We start from the raw sequence: 19,208 nt of genomic DNA on the forward strand, positions 1-19,208 counted from the left end.
GGTGGTGGTTCGAGCCTTGGCGGCCCTGGTCACCGCCGTCGTCGTCGGGGCGCTCACGCCCGGCCCGGCGATGGCGGTGGCAGACGAGCCGGAGTGGCACCGCGCGACGTGCTTCGGCGGGGCCATCGACTCGATCGAGCTGACGGTGCAGGCCACACAGCGGGGCCAGGCGTTTCTGACGCTCAGCGGGCATCTCGACTGCGGCTCCGGCGACAAGCGGGCCAGCTTCGCGTGGGCCCACTACGAAAGCGACGAGCAGGTGGGCACCCTGAGTCGCAACGATCTGCGGCGCTACCGACACGCGTCGCTGACGCCCTTCTCGGAGGGTCGGTACGTCAAGCACGGTGCCGTCAACTTCATGGCCTGCGTGGTCACCGACTACGACGTGGTCATCGACTGCGTGCAGGTGTCGCGTGACCTCTCGGCGCCGGCGGTCGAGGTGACACGGCTGCTCGAGAAGGACGCGACGTACAGCCGCGACGTCACCATGCAGGACGGCGACGTTCGCCCCGCGTGCGGCGGCTGCTGGTAGCTGGCGCGGCGGCGACAAACATCGGCCGGCCCGGGTGAGCGGCTGCCGAAGGCCGTGGGCCACCGCGCTAGTGGGCCGGCTCGATCTGCGCGAGCGGTGCCAGCACCGACTCGGCGGCGCCGGTGACGAAGCCGACCGGATCGGGCTGCGGCACGCGGAGATGGACGTGACGCACGCCGAGCGCGGCGAGCTTTTCGGCGTTGCGGAGAAACTCGTCGCGGTCCTGGATCGGGTCGATGTCGTTTTGCACCGTGATCCGGATGTCGGCGATGTCGCGCCCCTCGCGCTCGCAGTGGCGGCGCAGCACGTCGATCTTGTGGCGCACCTCGTCGATCCCGGTGACGGTGAGGTTGCAGGCGTCGGCGTACTTGGCGACCATCCGGAGCGTCTTCTGCTCGCCGTTGCCGCCGATGAGGATCGGCGGGCGTGGGCGGCGCAGCGACCGCGGCCGGTTGAGCGTCTCGGCGAGCGTGTAGTGCCGGCCGCGGTACGGCCCGTCGTCGTCGCTCCACATCTGGAGGCAGACCTGGACCGCTTCCTCCATCCGCTCGAACCGCTCCGCCAGCGGCGGAAACGGCACGCCGAGCCCGAGGTGCTCGCGTTCGTACCACGCCGCGCCGATGCCGAGCACGGCCCGGCCGCCGGACAGCACGTCGAGCGTCGTCACGGTCTTGGCCAGCAGGCCCGGGTGGCGGTAGGTCACGCCGGTCACGAGCGTCGCCAACTGGATGCGGGAGGTGTGCGCGGCGACGAAGCCGAGCGCGGTGTAGCCCTCCAGCATCGGCTCCTCGGCCGGCCACATCTTCTCCATCTGGAAGAAGTGGTCCATGACCGTGAACAGCGCGAAGCCGGCCTCGTCGGCGACCTTCGCGGTGTCGGCCAGCAAGGGCGCGATCACCGCGTCGCCGCCGGGGTTGGTGAAGTGTCGGAAGTGGATGCCCGCGTCCATGCGGCTCACCCTAATAGAGCTTTCCGGGGGCCGGCGGGCTACGAGCCGAGGAGCACGAAGTCGCCCAGCGCGGGCGGCTCTTCTCCGCCGCCCCAGTACTCGCCGTTGCCGCCGACGAGCTCGATGCCGTGGTTGCCGCCGACCCGGCGCAGCAGGTGGGTAAACGCCCTCTGGCCGGGCTCGTGCCGGAAGAACGCCTGGAACTCCGCGTACCCGCCCACGCCGCCGACGGCCGCGACCTCCTTGCCGTCCTTGCCGTTGATCATCGCGTTGCTCGTCGACGAGCGCGGCGGGTCCTGCCCCGCGCGGCCGCCGTCCACCGAGATCGCCAGCCACCGCCACCCGTCGGGCCCGGTCGGGCCGGACAGGCTCTGCACGCCCGTGATCCGGCGACCGTCCTCGGTGATCCGGTCGAGGTTGGGCACGGCCCGGGGCTGCGAGCCGTCGGGCCTGGCCACGATCACCGCACCGGCCGGCGTGACGAACGCGATGGCGGTGCCGTCGGCGGACCAGACCAGGTGCCGGGCGTCGGGGAGGTTGCGCCGCAGCGGGGTGAAGCGCCCGTCCGACAGGTCGACGACGCCGACCACGGCACGCTTCGCGCCGGCGCCGACGTCGCGGACGATGAGCTGGCGCGCGTCCGGCGACCAGGCCGGGGCGAGCTGGTCGCCATCGACGCCGCGCCGCAGGATCCGGTCGTTCTCCCGCCCGGCCAGGTCGGCTATGTGCAGCGCGCCGTCCCCGGTGACCCAGGTGACCCACTTGCCGTCCGGCGAGACGGTGGCGTTGCGCGCCGCCTCGGGTGGTAGTTCGCAGCGGTAAACCGGTCGGACCATGCCCGGTTGCCAGGAGACGAGCCGATACTTGCCGGTGGCCAGGTCCGGGTGCCGCGCGAGGTAGAAGAGCTCGTCGACGGTCGGCTGCGGTGTGTGGGTGGCCCAGCCCTCCGGGTCGCGCCAGGGGGGCCGCTGCTCGGCGACCGCGCAGCTCGTCGAGGCTTCGACGGTGCCCGGCAGGGGCGCGTCTCCCCCGGCCGGGGCGAACACGCGTGCGGTGGTGAAGATCGTCGCACCGACGAGCACCGCGGCACCGGCACCGGCGGCGGCCGCCCGGCGCATCGCGAGCCGGCGGGCCGTCGCGCGTACCCGGTCGCTCAGGTCGACGAGTTCCACGTCCGAGGCCAGCGTGTCGAGCGCGTGGCGCAGGAGGTCGGTCACTGTTCGCGCCTTTCCGTGAGGGAGCTGAGTTCGGGAGCCACGACGCGCAGGCGCGCCAGCGCCTTCGAGGTCTGCGACTTGACGGTGCCGATCGTCACGCCGAGCAGGGCGGCGGCCTCCGCCTCGGTGCAGTCCTCGAAGAACCGCAGCACGAGGACCGCACGCTGCCGGGCGGAGAGCTTGAGGAGGGCGGCCCGCATGGACAGGCGCAGGTCCGTCGCGGCCATCGCGTCGGTGTACGCGCCGCCCCGCGGCTCGGGCGGCTCGGCGGTCACCCACTCCGGGACGCGGCGGCGCCGCCAGATGGAGATCTGACTGTGGTACATGACCTTGCGCGTGTACGCCTCGAGGAAGGCCGGATCGCGGAGCCGGCGCCACCGGCGGTACGCCTTGGCGAGGCTCGTCTGCACCAGGTCCTCGGCGAGGTGCTGGTCGCCGGTCAGCAGGTAGGCGGCGCGCAGCAGGGCCGGCGTGCGCACCTTGACGAACGCGTCGAAGTCTCGCACCTCCGCCGCCGCAGGCAGCCTGATCTCCTCTTTTGCGGACAGTTCCCAGGTCACGCGGCTCTCCGATGTCCGGCGTCGGGGTGACTCATCTTCTTGCGCCACCCCTGACGCCGGAAAGCCCTTCGACGGTTGCCGCCGACCGGTGCCAAACCGCGCGACCCAGCCGTCACAGTGTTACGCGCATCGACAAACATCGAGAAGACGGCCGCCCCCACCAGCGATGATCGTCCACGATGGACACGTTAACGCGGGCACATTAGACTCCTGGTCTATGGGAGCGCTCCCAAGGCGCGCCCACCACAACGGAATACACGGGGGAGGACGTCGATGCGCGTCGGTAGAAGCGTGCTCGCGGCGGTGGTGTCGCTCGCGCTCGCGTTGGGCGGTGGTGCGGCCGCGCGGGCAGATCCGGCCACACCGGACGGCTGGCGGGTAAAGCGCGGCGACAAAGGGTTCGAGCTGATTTGGCACGCACCGAAGCGGGTGCCGATCGGCGACGCGATGGTCACTTTCCACGCCGGTGACCGACTCTTGGGGCAGCCGGTGGCGGCGCGCGACCAGCGCACGTTCCGCCTCGCCGTCGACGGCGTGGCGGCGCGCGACCTGGCCGGTCTCCAGGTCCGGGCCGGGGGCCGCCGCCTTGACGTGCCGGTCGCCGACCGTCCGGGCGCGGTCGCCGGGAAGGCTTTCGCGGCGGCGCAGCTGCCGCCCAACCCGGTCGACCCGGGCACGCCCGGCTCGTTCGCCACGATCTCCGGCGAGTACACGCTGCCGGACATCCAGCTGCCCGGCTACACCGCGCCGGTGGAGATGCGCGGGCTCGTCGTGGCGCCGCAGGGCGCGTCGGGCCAGCGCCCGCTGGTGCTCTTCCTGCACGGCCGGCACGCCACCTGCTACCAGGGCACGGCGGAGCCGACACTCGACTGGCCGTGCCCGGCCGGCTGGACGCCGGTGCCGAGCTACCGCGGCTACCAGCGGGCCCAGCAGCTGCTCGCCTCGCAGGGGTACGTGACCGTGTCCATCTCCGCCAACGGCGTCAACGCGCAGGACGGTGTCATCGCCGCGCCGCGCGACGGTGGCGCGCAGGCCCGCTCGTCGCTGGTCCGCACCCACCTGGCGCGCTGGGCCGACTGGGCCGGCACCGGCCGCCCGAGCGCGCCCGCCATCGTGCGGTCGGCGCCGGTGACCGACATGACGCGGGTGCTGCTGTTCGGCCACTCGCGCGGTGGCGAGGGCGCCAGCCGGGCCGCGGTCGACAGCCTCACCCCGCCGCCGGCCGGCCAGGACGGGTACACCGGCACGGTGCGCTGGCAGATCCGCGGGCTCGCGCTGGTCGGACCGACTGCCCTTTCGCAGAACCCGGCGCCCGACGTGCCGTCGATGACGATCCTGCCCAGCTGCGACGGTGACGTCGCCGACCTCGAAGGCCAGCAGTACGTGGACGCGACCCGCCGGGTCGGCCGCGGCTTCGCCTTGCACAGCGCGGTCTTCGCGATCGGCGCCAACCACAACTACTTCAACACCGAGTGGACGCCCGGCCTGTCGGCGGCGCCGTCGTTCGACGACTACCCCAGCCCGCACGACCCGGTGTGCCGTTCGGTCTCCCCCACCCGGCTGACGCCCGACCAGCAGCAGAAGGTCGGCGCCACCTACGCCGCCGCCGCGGCCGCGACTTTCGTGGCCGGCAACGACCAGGTGCGGCCGCTGCTCGACGGCTCCGGGTTCCGGGCCCCGTCGGTCGACCCGGCGGTCGTGCTCAGCCACGCGATCGGCGGCAACCGCACGCCGCTCCTGGTGCCTGAAGCGTCCACAGTGGTCAGTGGTACGGGCGGCGTGCTGTGCGAGCAGGTGACGACCTGCGACAACTCGCGAGCCCCGCACTTCGACCAGTTCGGGCCGGTCCGCCCCGAGGCCGGCCGTTACGCGGTGCGGGTGCACTGGACCGCGCCGGGCACCCCGGTCAGCCTCCGGCCCCCGGCGGCGGTCTCGCTGTCCAACGCCCAGGCCGTGGCCCTGCGGGTGGTCGTGCCGGCCGGCTCGCCCGGCACCCAGTTCGACGTCGCGATCACCGACAGCGCCGGCCGGCGGGCCACGCTCGGCACCACCACGCTCGACCCGATGCCGTCGCCGACCCAGACGTCGTACGACTGGGCGCAGGAAGTGCGGATGCCGCTGACCAACGCCACGGCCGCCGGGCTCAACCTCGCCCAGATCGCGACGCTGGAGATCGTGCCACGCGCCGGCGAGACGTGGGCCCGCGTCTGGCTGATCGACGCCTGGGGCTGGCGCCCCGGCCTGCCGGCGCCGCAGGCGGCCTCGCTGCCCCGCGTCGACCTCGGCGAGCTGACCGTCCAAGAAGGAGACTCCGGCACCGTCACCCACCAGGTGCCGGCCCGGGTCACCGGCAGCGGCAACGGCCAGGTACGCGTCTTCGTCGTAGACCCGGTCACGGGCACGGCGACGGCGAGCGTGGTCCCGGTGCCGCCGGGCAGCACCAGCATCGCCATCCCCATCCAGGTCACCGGCAACACCCAGCCGGGCGACGGCCGCACGTACATCGTGGCCGCCAAGGCCATCAGCGGCGCGTCGGCCGGCGACGTCTACGGCGTGCTGACCGTCCAGGACGACGACGCCTAGCCCGCGGGATAGAGATTTTCGGGCGCCCCACACCTTTCGGAGTCGCGGTGGCTTGGATCCACATTCCTGTTAGGACCGAGATTTGAGCTACCGCGACGTCCGTCGTGGTCCAGACCGCTGCTCCCGCGGCCTCACCCGTCCGCCGCTGGTCGCGCCCACCCCGGCGGCTGCGCTGAGCCTTACGGCTCTGGCGCCGTACGCACGACGGCGTGAACGCGGCGGTGCGCTCAGCTGACGCGAACCCGGGAAACCTGTCTCGAAAGGGACCCTGACTCCGAAAGGTCTCTAGATCCGTGGGTAGAGCGGGGTATAGCCGAAAGTACGGCGTGGACCGTCTTTGGCCGCTGTGGAAGGGCGGTGGCACGCCCATAGCTTGAGGTCGTGACTGCCGATCTGCGGACGCCACCAGCGGGACCCACCGCCCCGACCGCGCGGGCGTTGGGTCCCGACCTGGCGCGCGGCTTCATGCTGCTGTTCATCGCGCTGGCCAACTCGCACTACTTCCTGCGCGGCTCCCCGGTGCTGGGCGGCTACCCGCTGGACGGCTCCGCCGTCGACTCGGCGGTCGCGTGGCTGATCTCGACCTTCGTCGACGGCCGGGCGTTTCCGATGTTCGGGCTGCTGTTCGGCTACGGCGTCGCCCACATCGTGCGCCGCCAGGAGGGGCGCCGGCCGCGTGACGTGCGGCGGCTGCTGTGGCGGCGCGGCGCGGTGCTCGTCGTGGTCGGCCTGATCGACGCGATGCTGTTCTTCGTCGGCGACATCCTCACCGCGTACGGCGTGCTGCTGTTCGTCGGCGCCTGGATGGTGCGCTGGAAGGACCGCTGGCTGCTCCTGACCGGCATCCTGTTCTTCGTGCTCGTCTCGCTGCCGGGCGAAGGCTCGCTCGCGATCAGCCGCGAGGGCCCGGACGCGTCGATGCTGGCGAACGCGGACACGATGTTCGCCGACCGGCTGCCGGTGGCGCTGTTCGTCGCCTTGGGCGGACCCATCGGCTTCATGTGCCCGTTCGTGATCGGCCTGCTGGCCGGCCGCCGCCGCGTCCTGGAGGAGCCGGAGCGGCACCGCGCCCTGCTGACCGTCGCCGCCACGGTCGGGATCGGCGCCGCGGTGGTCGGCGCCCAGCCGCTGTCGCTGATCCACGCCGGCGTCCTGAGCATCCCGGACCGGTCGGCACTCGAACTGCTCGGCCCCCTGCACGACAGCACCGGCGTCCTGGGCGGCATCGGCTACGCGGCCCTGCTGTCGCTGATCGCGCTCCGGCTGCGCGACCGCCGCGGCGCGGTGGTCGAGGCGATCGCGGCCACCGGCCAGCGTTCGATGACCTGCTACCTGGCGCAGTCGCTGGTGTGGGCCGCGGTCTTCACGCCGTTTCTGCTTGACATGTCCGGCACGCTCACCGTCGCCGGCACCGCCCTCCTGGCGACCGCGACCTGGACCGTCACCGTCGTCCTCGCCGACCACATGCGCCGCGCCGGATACCGCGGCCCCTTCGAGGTCCTCACCCGCCGCGTCACCTACGGCCGCCGCTAACCACCCACGCCCTCACCGCCCCCAGGCGCCCCCAGCGCCCCAAGAGGGCAGCCCTCTTGGGGCGGGGCGGGTGCGGGGCGGGCGAATCCGCTTTGTAACTAACCTGGTGGCGTGAGTGTCGACCTGGTTCTGCTGCGCGGCGTCTCCTACCGGGGGCAGGAGGTCACCGGGCAGCGGATGCGGGGGCTGCTCGCGCTGCTCGCCGGCGACCTGCGCACCGGGTGCAGCACGAGCCGGCTCGTCGACGGGCTCTGGCCCGAGGAGCCGCCCGCCAACCCGGTCAAGGCGCTCCAGGTCCTCGTGTCGCGGGCGCGCTCGCAGCTCGGTGCGGGGCTGATCGCCAGCACTCCCACGGGATACCGGCTGGCCCTCGCCGAAGACCAGGTGGACAGCGGCGCGCTGCTGGTGCGCGCGGCGGCGGGCGCCCGCCAGCTGCGGGCCGGCGACCACGCGGCCGCGCTCGCGCACGCGGAGGCGGGCCTGGCGCTGTGGGACGGCGCCCTCGCGGACGGCGCCGGGCTCGACGACCCGGTGGGCGCGCTGCGGGTCGAGCGGATGGCGGCGTACCGGTCGCTGGTGCGCGCACGGGCGCTGGCGCTGGCCCGGCTGGGGCGGCACGCCGAGGCGGTCGACGCGCTCGCCGGGCTGGCCGCCGAGCTGCCGCGTGACGAGGAGGTGCTGCTGGAGCTGCTGCGCTGCGAGGCGGCCACCGCCGGGCCGCCGGCGGCGCTGGCCCGGTACGAGGCCTACCGCCGGTCGTTGCGCGACGAGCTGGGCACCGACCCGGGGGCGGCGCTGCGGGAGGCGCATCAGCGGCTGTTGCGGGGCGACGCGCCGGCCGTCCGGCGGGGTGTGGCGGCCGAGCCCAACCAGCTGTTGGGGCGCGACGAAGACCTGGCCGCGGTGGCCGCGATGGTGCGGCGGTCGCGGGTGACGTCGATCGTCGGGCCCGGCGGTCTGGGCAAGACCCGCCTCGCGAACGCGGTCGGCCGGGACGCCGAGCAGCGGGTGGTCCACGTCGTGCCGCTGGCCGGCGTCACCACCGACGACGACGTCGCCCGGCAGGTGGCCTCCGTGCTGGGCGCCGCGGAGCCCGAGCTGGCGTCCGCGCTGGGCACCGGACCCGCCCTGCTGGTCCTCGACAACTGCGAGCACGTGATCCGTGGCGTCGCCGAGCTTGTGCGCGAACTGGTGTCGGCGCTGCCCCAGCTGCACGTGCTGACCACCAGCCGCACGCCGCTGGGCCTGTCGTCGGAGTCGGTGTACGCGCTGCCGGAGCTGAGCCTGCCGGCGATGGTGGAGCTGTTCACGCAGCGGGCCAAGGCGGCCCGCCCCGGCGTCGACCTGCCCGCCGACACGGTGGCCGAGCTGTGCCGCCACCTGGACGGGCTGCCGCTGGCGGTGGAGCTGGCGGCGGCCCGGGTCCGGGTGATGACGGTGGCCGACATCGCCGCCCACCTCGACGACCGGTTCGGCCTGCTGCGCGGCGGCCCGCGGGACGCGCCGTCCCGGCACCGGACGCTGCACGCCGTCGTCGCGTGGAGCTGGGCGCTGCTCGACCCGGCCGGGCAGGCGGCGATGCGCGCGCTGTCGGTCTTCCCCGGCGGGTTCACCGCCGACGCCGGCCGGCACCTGCTCGGCGGCGACGTGCTGGACACGCTCGAAGACCTCGTCGACCAGTCGCTGCTCAAGGTGTTCGACACCGGTTACGGCGCGCGGTTCACGATGCTGGAGACGGTACGGGAGTTCAGCGCGGCGCAGCGGGCCGCGGCCGGCGAGGACGACGGTGTCGCCGCCGGTTTCCTCGACTGGGCGCGGGATTTCGGGTTGGCGCGGCACGACGCGGCGTTCGGGCCCGACCCGGCGTCTACTGTGGAGCAGGTCCGGGCCGAGCGGGACAACCTCCAGCTGGCGCTGCACCAGGCGGTCGCGCGGGCCGACGGCGCCACGGTGGCGGCGACGACCGCGGTCCTCGGCGCCCTGTGGCTGATCGAGTCGGACTACGCCCGGATGCTGGCGCTGACCAGCGAGTCAGCCTGGGTGCTGTCGCACTACCGGCCCGGCCCGGAGCTCGTGGAGGCGACCCGGACGGCGGCGACGCTGTGCACCGGGTTCACGTTCAGCGCCGAGGGGCCGCGGGCGGTCCGTTCGCTGGTGACGCTGCGCCGGCTCCCGCCCGCACCGCCGGACACCCTGGTCCGGGCCGCGGCGCTCGTGCTGGCGGCGGTGCCGGACCTGGTGGCGGCGGACCCGCGGCTCAAGGAGATGTGCGGCAGCGACGAGCCGCTGCTGGCCGGCATCGCCAACGCCGTCGCCGCCTACATGTGGGAGTACGAAGGCGATCCCGACCGCGCGCTGTCCACGGCCGAGCGCGCGCTCGCGGTCCTCCGCGTGCAGCCGGTGCCGTGGGCGCGGCTCGTCGCCCACGCCCGGGTCGCCGACCTGCACATGCAGGCCGGGCGGGGCGCGCTGGCCCTGCCCCACCTCGAGGCCGCGATGCGGATCCTGGACGACGTGGGCATCCAGCACGAGACGCTGGGCATCCGGCTCGGCATCGTGCTGGCCAACCTCCAGCGCGGCGCCATCGACCTGGCCGAGCGGCAGCTGGCCCTGGTCGAGCCGGATCAGCCCGAAGACGCGGTGGAGCTGCGCTCGTTCAACCTCGTCGTGCGCGCCGAGATCATGCTGGTCCGCGGCCAGAGCGAGGCGGGCCTGCGGGTGTGGCGGCGGATCGCCGGGATGGTGCGCGAGGCGGTGGAGCGTGACCACCTGCCCGGCATCGAGAGCTGGGCGCTGGAGGTGGAGGCGGCGGCCGTCATCGCCCACGTCCGGCACGGCAAGGTCGATCTCGTCGCACCGCTCGTCGCCGCGCTGCCGGCGCGGCTGTCCACGCTGCTGGCGGCGCTCGCCGCGAAACGGTCGTCCCTGACCGGCTTTCCGCTCGGCGGCGCGCTGCTGCTCGCACTGGCCACAGTGGACCTGGATCGGGGCGCGACCGCCTCCGGGATACGCCTGACCGCGCTGGCCGAGCGGTTCCACTACCTGCGTGGCTTCCGGCCTGCCATGTCGCCCGAGGAGGCACGCCGGACCGCCGAGCAGGCCGACAAGGCGGCGTACGCGGAAGCTGTCTCCACCTACGCCGCCGTGCCCCCCGACGAGCTGCCCGCGGCCGCCACGGCCGCGCTGCGGGAGCGACCTCAGGCCTGACGGTTGTACAGCCTCTTCGCCCACAGGTAGCTGAGCAGCGCGATCCCGACCGACCAGCCGACCGCGACGGCGGCGCTCGCCCCGATCCCGGTGCCGAGCAGCAGCCCGCGGACCGTCTCGATGTTCGGCGTGAACGGCTGGTACTCGGCGAACCAGCGCAGCCCCACCGGCATCGAGTCGGTGGGCACGAAGCCGCTGCCCAGGAACGGCAGGAACACCAGCGGCTGCGGGGTGTTGCTGGCGCTCTCCACGGTCTTCGCCGCGAGGCCCAGGGCCACCGTGAGCCAGGTGAGGGCGAAGGCGAACATCGCGAGGACGCCGACCGCGGCGAGCCACTCCACCACGGTCGCGTTCGGCCGGAACCCGATCGCGAGCGCGACGCCGACGACCGCCACGACGGCCACGAAGGTCTGCACCATCGCGCCGGCGACGTGGCCGGTCAGCACCGAGACGCGGGCGATGGCCATCGTCTTGAACCGGGCCACGATGCCCTCGGTCATGTCCATCGCCACGGATATCGCGGTGCCCATGGACACGGCGGCGACCGCCATCATGACGATGCCCGGGGTCACGTAGTCGACGTACGCGCCGCGACCGCCCGAACCGGTGCCCAGACCGTTGCCGAGCGTGCCGCCGAAGACGTACACGAACAGCAGCAGGATCAGCACCGGCACGGCCAGCAGCTGGAGGGTCAGCGCCGGATAGCGCCGCATGTGCGTGAGCTGGCGGCGCACCATGGTGGCCGAGTCCGCCAGCGCATAGGACATCGTGCTCATCGAACGGCCTCCATCTTCTTCTCCGTCAGGGACAGGAACACGTCGTCGAGGTCGGGGGTGTGCACGGTCAGCTCCGCCACCTCGATGGAGGCGTCGTCGAGCCGGGCCAGCAGTGCCCGCAGCGAGTGGACCGCCCCGTCGTGCGGCACCTGGAGCAGGAGCGCCTCGTCGTCGCGGCTCACCGCCCCGAGCGTGCGGGCGGCCAGGTCGAGCTCGGTGCGGTCGGCGAAGCGCAGGTTGATGTGCCCGCCGGGGATGCGGCGCTTCAGCTCGTCCGGCGTACCCTCGGCCACCACCCGGCCCTGGTCCAGCACGGCGATCCGGTCGGCGAGCTGGTCGGCCTCCTCCAGGTACTGCGTGGTCAGGAAGATCGTCACCCCGTCGGCCACGAGCTCCCGGATGATCTGCCACAGCTCGCGGCGGCTGCGCGGGTCCAGTCCCGTGGTCGGCTCGTCCAGGAAGATCACCCGCGGCGCGCCCACCAGCGTCATCGCCAGGTCCAGCCGCCGCCGCATGCCGCCGGAGTACGTGGCGGCCAGCTTGCCGCCCGCCTCCACCAGGTCGAGCCGCTCCAGCAGCTCCGCCGCCCGCCGGCGGCCCTCCCGCCGGCCCAGGTGGTGCAGGTCCGCCATCAGCCGCAGGTTCTCCTCGCCGGTCAGCAGCTTGTCGACCGCGGAGAACTGGCCGGTCATGCCGATCGCGGCGCGTACCGCGTCGGGCTCGCGGCGCACGTCGTGGCCGGCGACCTCGAACTCGCCCGCGTCGGCGCCGATGAGCGTGGACAGGATGTGCACGATCGTGGTCTTGCCGGCACCGTTCGGGCCGAGCAGCGAGAAGGTCGTGCCCGCGGCGACGGACAGGTCGATGCCGTCGAGCACCACCTTCTCGCCGTACGACTTGCGCAGCCCGCGCACCGCGATCGCGGGCCGGTTCAGGTTTGCTGTCATGCCCGAACGGTCCCCGGGCCCGGTTTCACCACGGCAACGCGACGGCTACGTCGCGCATATGCGGCGGGGCTGACCGCCAATGACAGGCGGATGCAAGACAAGAGTGCGGTTTCACATCGCAAGTGCGTGTGGCTAGGCTACCGCTGTGACGGTGTTTCGGATCGGTGAGGCCGCCGAGCTGCTCGGGGTCAGCGCGGACACGGTGCGCCGCTGGGTCGACGCGGGCCGGGTCGCCGCGGGCCGCGACGAGCACGGCCACCGGGTGATCGAGGGCGTCGACCTGGCCGCGTTCGTGCGTTCCGGCGCGGACGAGCGGCCCGAGGAGTCGTCGGCGCGCAACCGGCTGCGCGGCATCGTCACCGCCGTGGTCAAGGACACGGTGATGGCGCAGGTCGACATCCAGGCCGGGCCGTTCCGGTTGGTGTCGCTGATGAGCCGGGAGGCGGTCGACGACCTCGACCTGCGGGTCGGGTCGGTGGCCGTCGCGGTGATCAAGTCGACGACGGTCGTGGTGGAGCGCTCCGCCCCCGCCGTCGCACCCAGAGGGAGGACCAGCTCGTGAGGATCCTGTCCGCGCTGACCGCCGTGGCGCTGCTGGGCCTGGCCGGCTGCGGCGACGGTGACGCACCGGCGGCGCCGGCGGCCGCTCCCGGTGTCACGGGCGGCGTCACCGTCTTCGCGGCGGCGTCCCTGACCGAGTCGTTCGACCGGATCGGCGAAGACTTCGAGGCGGCCTATCCGGGGACGAAGGTGACGTTCAGCTACGCCGGCAGCTCGCAGCTGGCCACCCAGATCAACGAGGGCGCACCCGCCGACGTCTTCGCGGCCGCCTCCCCCGCCACCATGAAGACGGTCACCGACGCCGGCAACGGCGACGGCACCCCGGTCACGTTCGTGCGAAACCAGCTCGTCATCGCCGTGCCCGAGGGCAACCCGAAGGGCGTGACCGGCCTGGCCGACCTGACCCGGTCCGGGGTAAAGGTCGCGCTCTGCGCGGAGCAGGTGCCGTGCGGCGCCGCCGCGAAGAAGGCGCTGGACGCGGCCGGCGTCCAGCTCACCCCGGTGACGCTGGAGCAGGACGTCAAGCAGGCACTGTCCAAAGTGAAGCTCGGCGAGGTCGACGCGGCGCTGGTCTACCGCACCGACGCCAAGGCAGCGGCGTCCGATGTGGACGGTATCGAGTTTCCCGAGTCGGCCGGCGCCGTCAACGACTACCCGATGGTGGTGCTCGAAGACGCGCCCAACAAGGCGGCCGCGCAGGCGTTCGTCGCCTACGTGCGGTCGGACGAGGGCATGGCGGTGCTGACCGCGGCGGGGTTCCAGGCGCCGCGATGACCGTCGCCACGCCTCGCCGGGTCGCCGGGCGGGCGCCGCTGCCGCTCGTCGTGCCGGCCGGCCTGGGTCTGCTCTTCCTGGTGCTGCCGCTGGCCGGGCTGCTGATCAGGGCACCGTGGACCACGCTGCCCGAGCGGCTCACCGAGCCGGGCGTGCTCACCGCGCTGCGCCTGTCGCTCCAGACGGCCACGCTGGCCATGTTGCTCTGCCTGGTGCTCGGTGTGCCGCTCGCGTGGCTGCTCGCCCGAGTCGAGTTTCCCGGCCGCCGGGTGGTCCGCGCGCTCGTCACCGTCCCCCTCGTACTGCCACCGGTGGTCGGCGGTGTCGCGCTGCTGCTGGTCTTCGGCCGCCGCGGCATCGTCGGCGGCTGGCTCGACTCCACGTTCGGCGTCACGCTGCCGTTCACCACCACCGGCGTCGTGCTCGCCGAGGCGTTCGTGGCGATGCCGTTTCTCGTCATCGCCGTCGAGGGCGCTCTGCGCGGCGCCGACACCCGCTACGAGGAGGCGGCCGCGACGCTCGGCGCCGGCCGCTGGACCACCTTCACCCACGTCACCCTGCCGCTGGTCGCACCCGGTGTCGCCGCCGGGGCGGTGCTGTGCTGGGCCCGCGCGCTCGGGGAGTTCGGCGCGACCATCACCTTCGCCGGCAACTTCCCCGGCCGCACGCAGACCATGCCCCTCGCCGTCTACCTCGCGCTGGAGACCGACCTCCAGGCGGCGATCGTGCTCAGCCTCATCCTGCTCGCGGTGTCCGTCACCATCCTGGCCAGCCTGCGCGACAAGTGGATCACGAGCCCATGACCACCGGCCCCCTGCTGGACGCGCACCTCGTCGTCGACCGGGGTGGGTTCCGGCTCGACATCCGCCTCGCCATCGACGAGGGCGAGGTGGTCGCGCTGCTCGGCCCCAACGGCGCCGGCAAGACCACCGCACTGCGCGCGCTCGCCGGCCTCCAGCCCCTCACCGCCGGCTACATCACCCTCGAAGGGCTCGACCTCGACCGCCCGGACCGTCGCGTGTGGACACCGACCGAGCGCCGGCCGATCGGCGTCGTCTTCCAGGACTACCTGCTCTTCCCGCATCTGTCCGCATTGGACAATGTCGCGTTCGGCCCGCGCCGGCAGGGTGTCGGCCGCCACGACGCCCGCGCGCGGGCCGCCCGCTGGCTCGACCGCGTCGGCCTGGCCGACCACACCTCCCGCAAGCCCCGCCACCTCTCCGGCGGCCAGGCGCAGCGGGTCGCGCTGGCCCGCGCCCTCGCCGTCGACCCCGCGCTGCTGCTGCTCGACGAGCCGCTCGCCGCCCTCGACGCCCGCACCCGCCTCGACACCCGCGCCGAGCTGCACCGCCACCTGGCCGAACACCCCGGCGCCACCCTCCTGGTCACCCACGACCCGCTCGACGCGCTGGTCCTGGCCGACCGGCTCGTCATCGTCGAGCATGGCCGGGTGGTGCAGGAAGGCGACGCCGCCACCATCACCGCCCAGCCCCGCACCGACTACGTCGCCCGTCTCGTCGGCCTCAACCTCTACCGCGGCACCGCCGACGGGCACACCGTCCACGTCGGCGACGACTTCGCGCTCGCCACCGCCGACCGGCTCGACGGAGACGCCTTCGTCGCGTTCGCACCCGCCGCGGTCGCCCTGCACCCCGAGCGGCCCGACGGCAGCCCGCGCAACGTCTGGCCGGCCACCATCGCCGGCATCCAGCGCCACGGCGACAACCTGCGCATCCAGCTCGACGGCCCGATCGGCGTGGCCGCCGACATCACGCCGGCCGCCGCCGCCCACCTGCGGCTCGTCCCGGGCCAGCCGGTGTGGGTCGCGGTCAAAGCCGCCGAGACGCGCGCGTATCCCGCGGCCGGTTGACGGAGGGCCGTCAGTCCAGCGCCTCGAACATGTCGGTGAGCATCGGCGCCCCGGCCGGCCGCTCGGGCCGGGCGACGACCCACCACTCGCGGCTGACGAGCCGCTTCCAGCGCTCGAGGTCCGCCGGGTCGTCCGACATGACGTGGTGCTGGCTGCGGTGCTCGCCGAGGCCGGCGACGACCCGGTCGGCCACCGGCCGGCAGTCGACGGTGATGCCGATCTCCTCGTCCGGCACGCCGCGCATGTGGTAGGTCCGCGTCGGGTCGAAGACGAACAGCCCCATCGACGCCCGCTGTGCGTTCCACCGCCGGAAGACGGATTCGGGCAGCGCGCCGTGACACAGCCGCCGGAAGCCGCGGTCGGCCCGCGCCGCGAGCCGGTCAAAGGCGGTGTCGGTCGCGGCCCCGATCGCGATGTGGTCGGGATGCCCGAAGATGCCGTCCGGTCCGAACGTGGCCACCACGTCGGGCCGCTCCTCGGCCAGGATGGCGGCGACGCGGTCGGCCAGCTCCTCGGGCGGCACGCCGCTCACCGCCCCGTCCTCATAGCCCAGCCACTCGTGCCGGTCGGGCACCCGGCCGAGCGCCCGCCACGCCGCCTCGTCCTCGCCCCTCCGGATGGCGCCGAGCGTCTCCCGGGTCGCCGCGAACCCTTCCCGGATGTCACCGGCGCCGCCGTCGGTCGCGAGCACCAGCACAAACCTGAAGTCCGGGTCGTCGGCGTGCAGCGCGACCGTGCCGGCGATCCCATAGGCGTCGTCGTCGGGATGGGCGAAAACAGCGACAAGCGTTCGCGGCACCGCCGCATCATCCCACCCAAAACGTCGGATTTAGGCCGCGACACGTTTCCACACATTGACGCCCTCGAGAGATTTGAGCTACCGCGACGTTCGTCGTGGTCGCTGTCCGTTGCTCCCGCGGCCTCACCCGTCCGCTGTTGGTCGCGGTTACCAGTTGCTGTCGAGCTGCCCCGTTCGTGCGCCCGGCGGCGGCCGGTGGGCCGGCCTCGGATGCCCCTGTTTGCGATCTCGCCGCGTATTCGGCAGCGGGCATTGTGGGACAAACACCGCTGCACCGCGGGCCGCGCATCCGCCGAGCAACGGGCGACCGCGGCCAAACCCGAGGGCGAGCCGCGGGAGCGGACCAGACCACGGTCGACCTACGGTGAGTGGCAATGGTCTGGACCACGCAGGCGTCGTGGTAGCGCGGATCCCTTTGTTTTACCGGTGTTGGGGGTGAGCCATCGCCTCGGCCCGGGCGGGGCGGTGCACGGCGCGGGCGGGCAGGACACCTAGCGCGACCACCGCCGCGAAGCCGAACAGCAGGTAGTGGGCGGAGGTCAGCAGGTCTGGCGCGCCGAGGTTGACCAGCACGCCGGCGAGGGCGGCGCTGAAGGCGTTCGCGATGATGAGGACGGTGTTGATGCCGGCCGCGGCCTTGGCGCCCTCCTCCTCGCCGTCCGCGCTCGCCATCGCCGCCACCGTCAGGTGTGGGAAGGCGATGCCGATCCCGGCGCCGGCGGCGAAGAGCGTCGCGACCCATGCCGCTATCACCCAGCCGCCGGGCAGTTCGCGTTGGAGGGCGGCGTATCCGACCAGGCCGGCGGCCAGCAGCAGCGGGCCGGCGACGACGAGGGCGCGCACGGTGGTCGGGCGGGTCGCGTTCGCGGACCAGATCTGGTTGAGCGACCAGCCCAGCGACAGCGCGGCGCCGAGGAAGCCGGCGGCCAGTGGGCCCATGCCGCCCAGCTCCTGGCCGAACAGCGGGATGAACGCCTCGGTGCCGATGCCAAACGCGAGCACGCCGACCGTCACGTACACCCACACCAGGCGCGAGCCGGGCGCGAACGTCACCGCGGGCAGCACGCGCGTGCGCGCCGTGCGTTCGTGCCGCAGGAACCACGCCACCAGGCCGGCACCGGCGGCGAGCGCGGCCGCCGTCGCGAGTCCTTGCGGCAGCACGCTCGCGAGGCTGACCGCGGCGACGGCGGCGGTGAGCAGTGCCAGCGAGGGAACGGGGACCCGCGCGTCGGTGCGGTTGCGGCCGGTGTCCGGGATCACGCGGCGGACCAGCAGCGTCAGTGCGAGGGCGACCACCACGAGTACGACAAACGCCGGCCGCCACGCACCGAACTGACCGAACAGTCCGCCGACGGCCGGGCCGGCGACGTTGCCGACGCCCCACATCGCGGACACGAGCGCGGCACCGCGGGCCCACAGCCGTTCCGGGAGCGCGCGCTGGGTCAGCGCGTAGCCCAGGCCGGCCAGGAGCCCGCCGCCGAGGCCCTGGATCGCGCGCCCGACCAGCAGCACGGCCATCGACGGGCTCAGCGCGCTGACCGCCGATCCGGCCGCGAAGAGCAGGAAAGCCAGCGTGTACGCGGAGACGGCGCCGCGGGTCGTCAGCGTGCGGCTCACCAACATCGACGTGATCACCGAGGCGACCAGGAACGTGGTCATCGTCCAGGCGTAGTAGTCGGCGCCGCCGATGTCGTCGACGATCGTGGGTAGCAGGCTCGTCGTCAGGTAGACGTTGCTCGCCTCGAGCAGCACGCCACCGGCCAGCACGGTCGCGACCGGCGCGAAGCGCGGGCCGAGCAGCTCCCGCCAGCTACCGGGCTGTTCCATCGTCGATCGGGTCACGGCTCTGAACGTAGGACCTCAACCTCGCTTCAGGTCTAGCCGCGCGTTAAATGCCGCGCGTCACACCGCTCGACCGGGTTGAATCCGGATACATGACGCTACCCGCTGGATGGACCATCCGCCGGCCGACGCTCGACGACGTCGCCGAGATCCTGGCTCTGGTGCACGCGAGCGACCTGGCCGCCATGGGCGAGCCCGACTTCAGCGCCGACGACGTGCGGGAAGCCCTGGTGGGCAGCGCCTACATCTCCCCCTCGCGCGACTCCTTGCTCGCGTACGCGCCCGACGGCGCGCTCGGCGGCTGGGCCTACCTGGAAAACGACAACGGGGGCGACCACGAGTTCGTCGAGGTGTACACGCATCCGGAGACCGGGCAGGCGGCGCAGGCGCCGCTACTCGCGCTCACGCTCGCCCGGGTGGCGGAGCGGGCCCGCGAGTTCGGCCACGCCGCGATGACCGTGCGGGCCGGCGCGATCCCTACGGAAAAGGGGTACATCGCGACGCTGCGCGACGCCGGGTTCGAGTTCGTCAAGCGGTACGCGCGGATGCAGCGCTCCCTCGCGGACGTGCCGGCCACGCCGCCGCCCACGCCCGACGGGGTGTCGATCCGGCCGGTCGACCCGGGCGACGACGGCGACATGCGGCTGTTCCACCGGATCCTCGACACCGCGTTCCGGGACACGCCGGACTACCGGCCCCGCACGTACGAGCAGTGGCGCGAATGGGTCGACGGCCAGCCCTCGGTGGCCTGGGACGAATGGCTCGTGGCCACCGCCGACGGCACGCCCGCCGGCATCCTCCAGTCCTCCAACCAGTCCCTTGAGGACGATGAGGGCTGGGTCAAGATGCTGGCCGTGGCGCGCGAGCACCGCCGCCGTGGCATCGGAGAGGCGTTGCTGCGCCGGGCGTTCGCGCTCTACGCGGCCAAGGGCCGGGCGAACGTCGGGCTCGGCGTCGACCTGGAAAACCCCACCGAGGCGGCCCGCCTCTACCACGCGGTGGGCCTGACAGCGGTGTACGAGGCCGACATGTTCGAGCGGACGGTGACCGCGGCCTGA

The 19,208-nt window shown here is 73.3% G+C and carries 16 protein-coding genes; 9 read left to right on the plus strand and 7 right to left on the minus strand.

The window, feature by feature from the left end; translation table 11 throughout:
- Window position 1 precedes the first annotated feature (1 nt).
- Window positions 2-532: a hypothetical protein gene (locus tag ACTMTJ_RS27120; protein WP_441220753.1), complete on the plus strand. Its 531-nt coding sequence runs from the start codon at window positions 2-4 to the stop codon at window positions 530-532.
- Window positions 533-599: 67 nt separating this feature from the next.
- On the opposite strand, the gene ACTMTJ_RS27125 is transcribed toward ACTMTJ_RS27120, so the two are convergent.
- The 3 genes from ACTMTJ_RS27125 to ACTMTJ_RS27135 are packed head-to-tail and all read right to left on the minus strand — an operon-like array spanning window position 600 to window position 3,258.
- Window positions 600-1,481 (minus strand): LLM class F420-dependent oxidoreductase, encoded by an 882-nt coding sequence (locus ACTMTJ_RS27125; RefSeq protein ID WP_441220755.1) that lies wholly within the window; start codon window positions 1,479-1,481, stop codon window positions 600-602.
- Between the two features lie 38 nt (window positions 1,482-1,519).
- Window positions 1,520-2,698 carry a hypothetical protein gene (locus ACTMTJ_RS27130; protein ID WP_441220757.1) on the minus strand — a complete coding sequence of 393 codons (1,179 nt, stop codon included), beginning with the start codon at window positions 2,696-2,698 and terminating at the stop codon, window positions 1,520-1,522.
- Window positions 2,695-3,258 carry a SigE family RNA polymerase sigma factor gene (locus tag ACTMTJ_RS27135; protein ID WP_441220759.1) on the minus strand — a complete coding sequence of 188 codons (564 nt, stop codon included), beginning with the start codon at window positions 3,256-3,258 and terminating at the stop codon, window positions 2,695-2,697. The genes ACTMTJ_RS27130 and ACTMTJ_RS27135 overlap by 4 nt, the downstream gene beginning before the upstream one ends.
- 273 nt (window positions 3,259-3,531) lie before the next feature.
- Here ACTMTJ_RS27135 and ACTMTJ_RS27140 point away from each other — a divergent pair, with 273 nt between their 5' ends.
- The 3 genes from ACTMTJ_RS27140 to ACTMTJ_RS27150 all read left to right on the plus strand — a co-directional run bounded on the left by ACTMTJ_RS27140 (window position 3,532) and on the right by ACTMTJ_RS27150 (window position 10,581).
- On the plus strand, window positions 3,532-5,841 hold the full coding sequence (locus tag ACTMTJ_RS27140) for an alpha/beta hydrolase family protein (RefSeq protein ID WP_441220761.1): 2,310 nt from the start codon (window positions 3,532-3,534) through the stop codon (window positions 5,839-5,841).
- Between the two features lie 381 nt (window positions 5,842-6,222).
- Entirely contained in the window at window positions 6,223-7,374 is a 1,152-nt protein-coding gene (locus ACTMTJ_RS27145) for a DUF418 domain-containing protein (RefSeq protein WP_441220763.1), read from the plus strand.
- Between the two features lie 111 nt (window positions 7,375-7,485).
- Complete coding sequence (locus tag ACTMTJ_RS27150; RefSeq protein WP_441220764.1) at window positions 7,486-10,581, plus strand: ATP-binding protein; 3,096 nt, start codon at window positions 7,486-7,488, stop codon at window positions 10,579-10,581.
- On the opposite strand, the gene ACTMTJ_RS27155 is transcribed toward ACTMTJ_RS27150, so the two are convergent.
- Together ACTMTJ_RS27155 and ACTMTJ_RS27160 are read right to left on the minus strand one after the other, a co-directional pair.
- Window positions 10,572-11,357, minus strand: coding sequence for an ABC transporter permease (locus ACTMTJ_RS27155; protein ID WP_441220766.1), 786 nt, complete (start codon window positions 11,355-11,357; stop codon window positions 10,572-10,574). The genes ACTMTJ_RS27150 and ACTMTJ_RS27155 overlap by 10 nt on opposite strands.
- On the minus strand, window positions 11,354-12,304 hold the full coding sequence (locus tag ACTMTJ_RS27160; protein WP_441220768.1) for an ATP-binding cassette domain-containing protein: 951 nt from the start codon (window positions 12,302-12,304) through the stop codon (window positions 11,354-11,356). Before ACTMTJ_RS27160 ends, ACTMTJ_RS27155 begins: the two co-directional genes overlap by 4 nt.
- A gap of 145 nt (window positions 12,305-12,449) precedes the next feature.
- Between ACTMTJ_RS27160 and ACTMTJ_RS27165 the strand changes: the two genes are divergently transcribed.
- The 4 genes from ACTMTJ_RS27165 to ACTMTJ_RS27180 are packed head-to-tail and all read left to right on the plus strand — an operon-like array spanning window position 12,450 to window position 15,509.
- Window positions 12,450-12,866, plus strand: coding sequence for a TOBE domain-containing protein (locus tag ACTMTJ_RS27165; protein ID WP_441220770.1), 417 nt, complete (start codon window positions 12,450-12,452; stop codon window positions 12,864-12,866).
- A complete protein-coding gene (gene modA, locus ACTMTJ_RS27170) occupies window positions 12,863-13,639 on the plus strand; it encodes a molybdate ABC transporter substrate-binding protein (RefSeq protein ID WP_441220772.1) in 777 nt (258 codons plus the stop codon). Before ACTMTJ_RS27165 ends, modA begins: the two co-directional genes overlap by 4 nt.
- Entirely contained in the window at window positions 13,636-14,442 is an 807-nt protein-coding gene (locus ACTMTJ_RS27175) for an ABC transporter permease (protein WP_441220774.1), read from the plus strand. The genes modA and ACTMTJ_RS27175 overlap by 4 nt, the downstream gene beginning before the upstream one ends.
- Complete coding sequence (locus tag ACTMTJ_RS27180) at window positions 14,439-15,509, plus strand: ABC transporter ATP-binding protein (protein ID WP_441220776.1); 1,071 nt, start codon at window positions 14,439-14,441, stop codon at window positions 15,507-15,509. The genes ACTMTJ_RS27175 and ACTMTJ_RS27180 overlap by 4 nt, the downstream gene beginning before the upstream one ends.
- A 10-nt stretch (window positions 15,510-15,519) precedes the next feature.
- On the opposite strand, the gene ACTMTJ_RS27185 is transcribed toward ACTMTJ_RS27180, so the two are convergent.
- Together ACTMTJ_RS27185 and ACTMTJ_RS27190 are read right to left on the minus strand one after the other, a co-directional pair.
- On the minus strand, window positions 15,520-16,308 hold the full coding sequence (locus ACTMTJ_RS27185; RefSeq protein ID WP_441220778.1) for a PIG-L deacetylase family protein: 789 nt from the start codon (window positions 16,306-16,308) through the stop codon (window positions 15,520-15,522).
- A 420-nt stretch (window positions 16,309-16,728) separates the two neighbouring features.
- Window positions 16,729-18,150 (minus strand): MFS transporter, encoded by a 1,422-nt coding sequence (locus tag ACTMTJ_RS27190; protein ID WP_441220780.1) that lies wholly within the window; start codon window positions 18,148-18,150, stop codon window positions 16,729-16,731.
- A gap of 92 nt (window positions 18,151-18,242) precedes the next feature.
- Here ACTMTJ_RS27190 and ACTMTJ_RS27195 point away from each other — a divergent pair, with 92 nt between their 5' ends.
- Window positions 18,243-19,208 carry a GNAT family N-acetyltransferase gene (locus ACTMTJ_RS27195; RefSeq protein ID WP_441220782.1) on the plus strand — a complete coding sequence of 322 codons (966 nt, stop codon included), beginning with the start codon at window positions 18,243-18,245 and terminating at the stop codon, window positions 19,206-19,208.

Source organism: Phytohabitans sp. LJ34 (assembly GCF_052068095.1).
Taxonomy (GTDB): Bacteria; Actinomycetota; Actinomycetes; order Mycobacteriales; family Micromonosporaceae; genus Phytohabitans.

What these genes read in the sequence shown, in the direction of transcription:
- ACTMTJ_RS27125 (WP_441220755.1), bottom strand. Translation starts at nt 1,481, where the DNA reads ATGGACGCGGGCATCCACTTCCGACACTTCACCAACCCCGGCGGCGAC.
- ACTMTJ_RS27140 (WP_441220761.1), top strand. Translation starts at nt 3,532, where the DNA reads ATGCGCGTCGGTAGAAGCGTGCTCGCGGCGGTGGTGTCGCTCGCGCTC.
- ACTMTJ_RS27155 (WP_441220766.1), bottom strand. Translation starts at nt 11,357, where the DNA reads ATGAGCACGATGTCCTATGCGCTGGCGGACTCGGCCACCATGGTGCGC.
- ACTMTJ_RS27160 (WP_441220768.1), bottom strand. Translation starts at nt 12,304, where the DNA reads ATGACAGCAAACCTGAACCGGCCCGCGATCGCGGTGCGCGGGCTGCGC.
- ACTMTJ_RS27175 (WP_441220774.1), top strand. Translation starts at nt 13,636, where the DNA reads ATGACCGTCGCCACGCCTCGCCGGGTCGCCGGGCGGGCGCCGCTGCCG.
- ACTMTJ_RS27180 (WP_441220776.1), top strand. Translation starts at nt 14,439, where the DNA reads ATGACCACCGGCCCCCTGCTGGACGCGCACCTCGTCGTCGACCGGGGT.
- ACTMTJ_RS27195 (WP_441220782.1), top strand. Translation starts at nt 18,243, where the DNA reads ATGACGCTACCCGCTGGATGGACCATCCGCCGGCCGACGCTCGACGAC.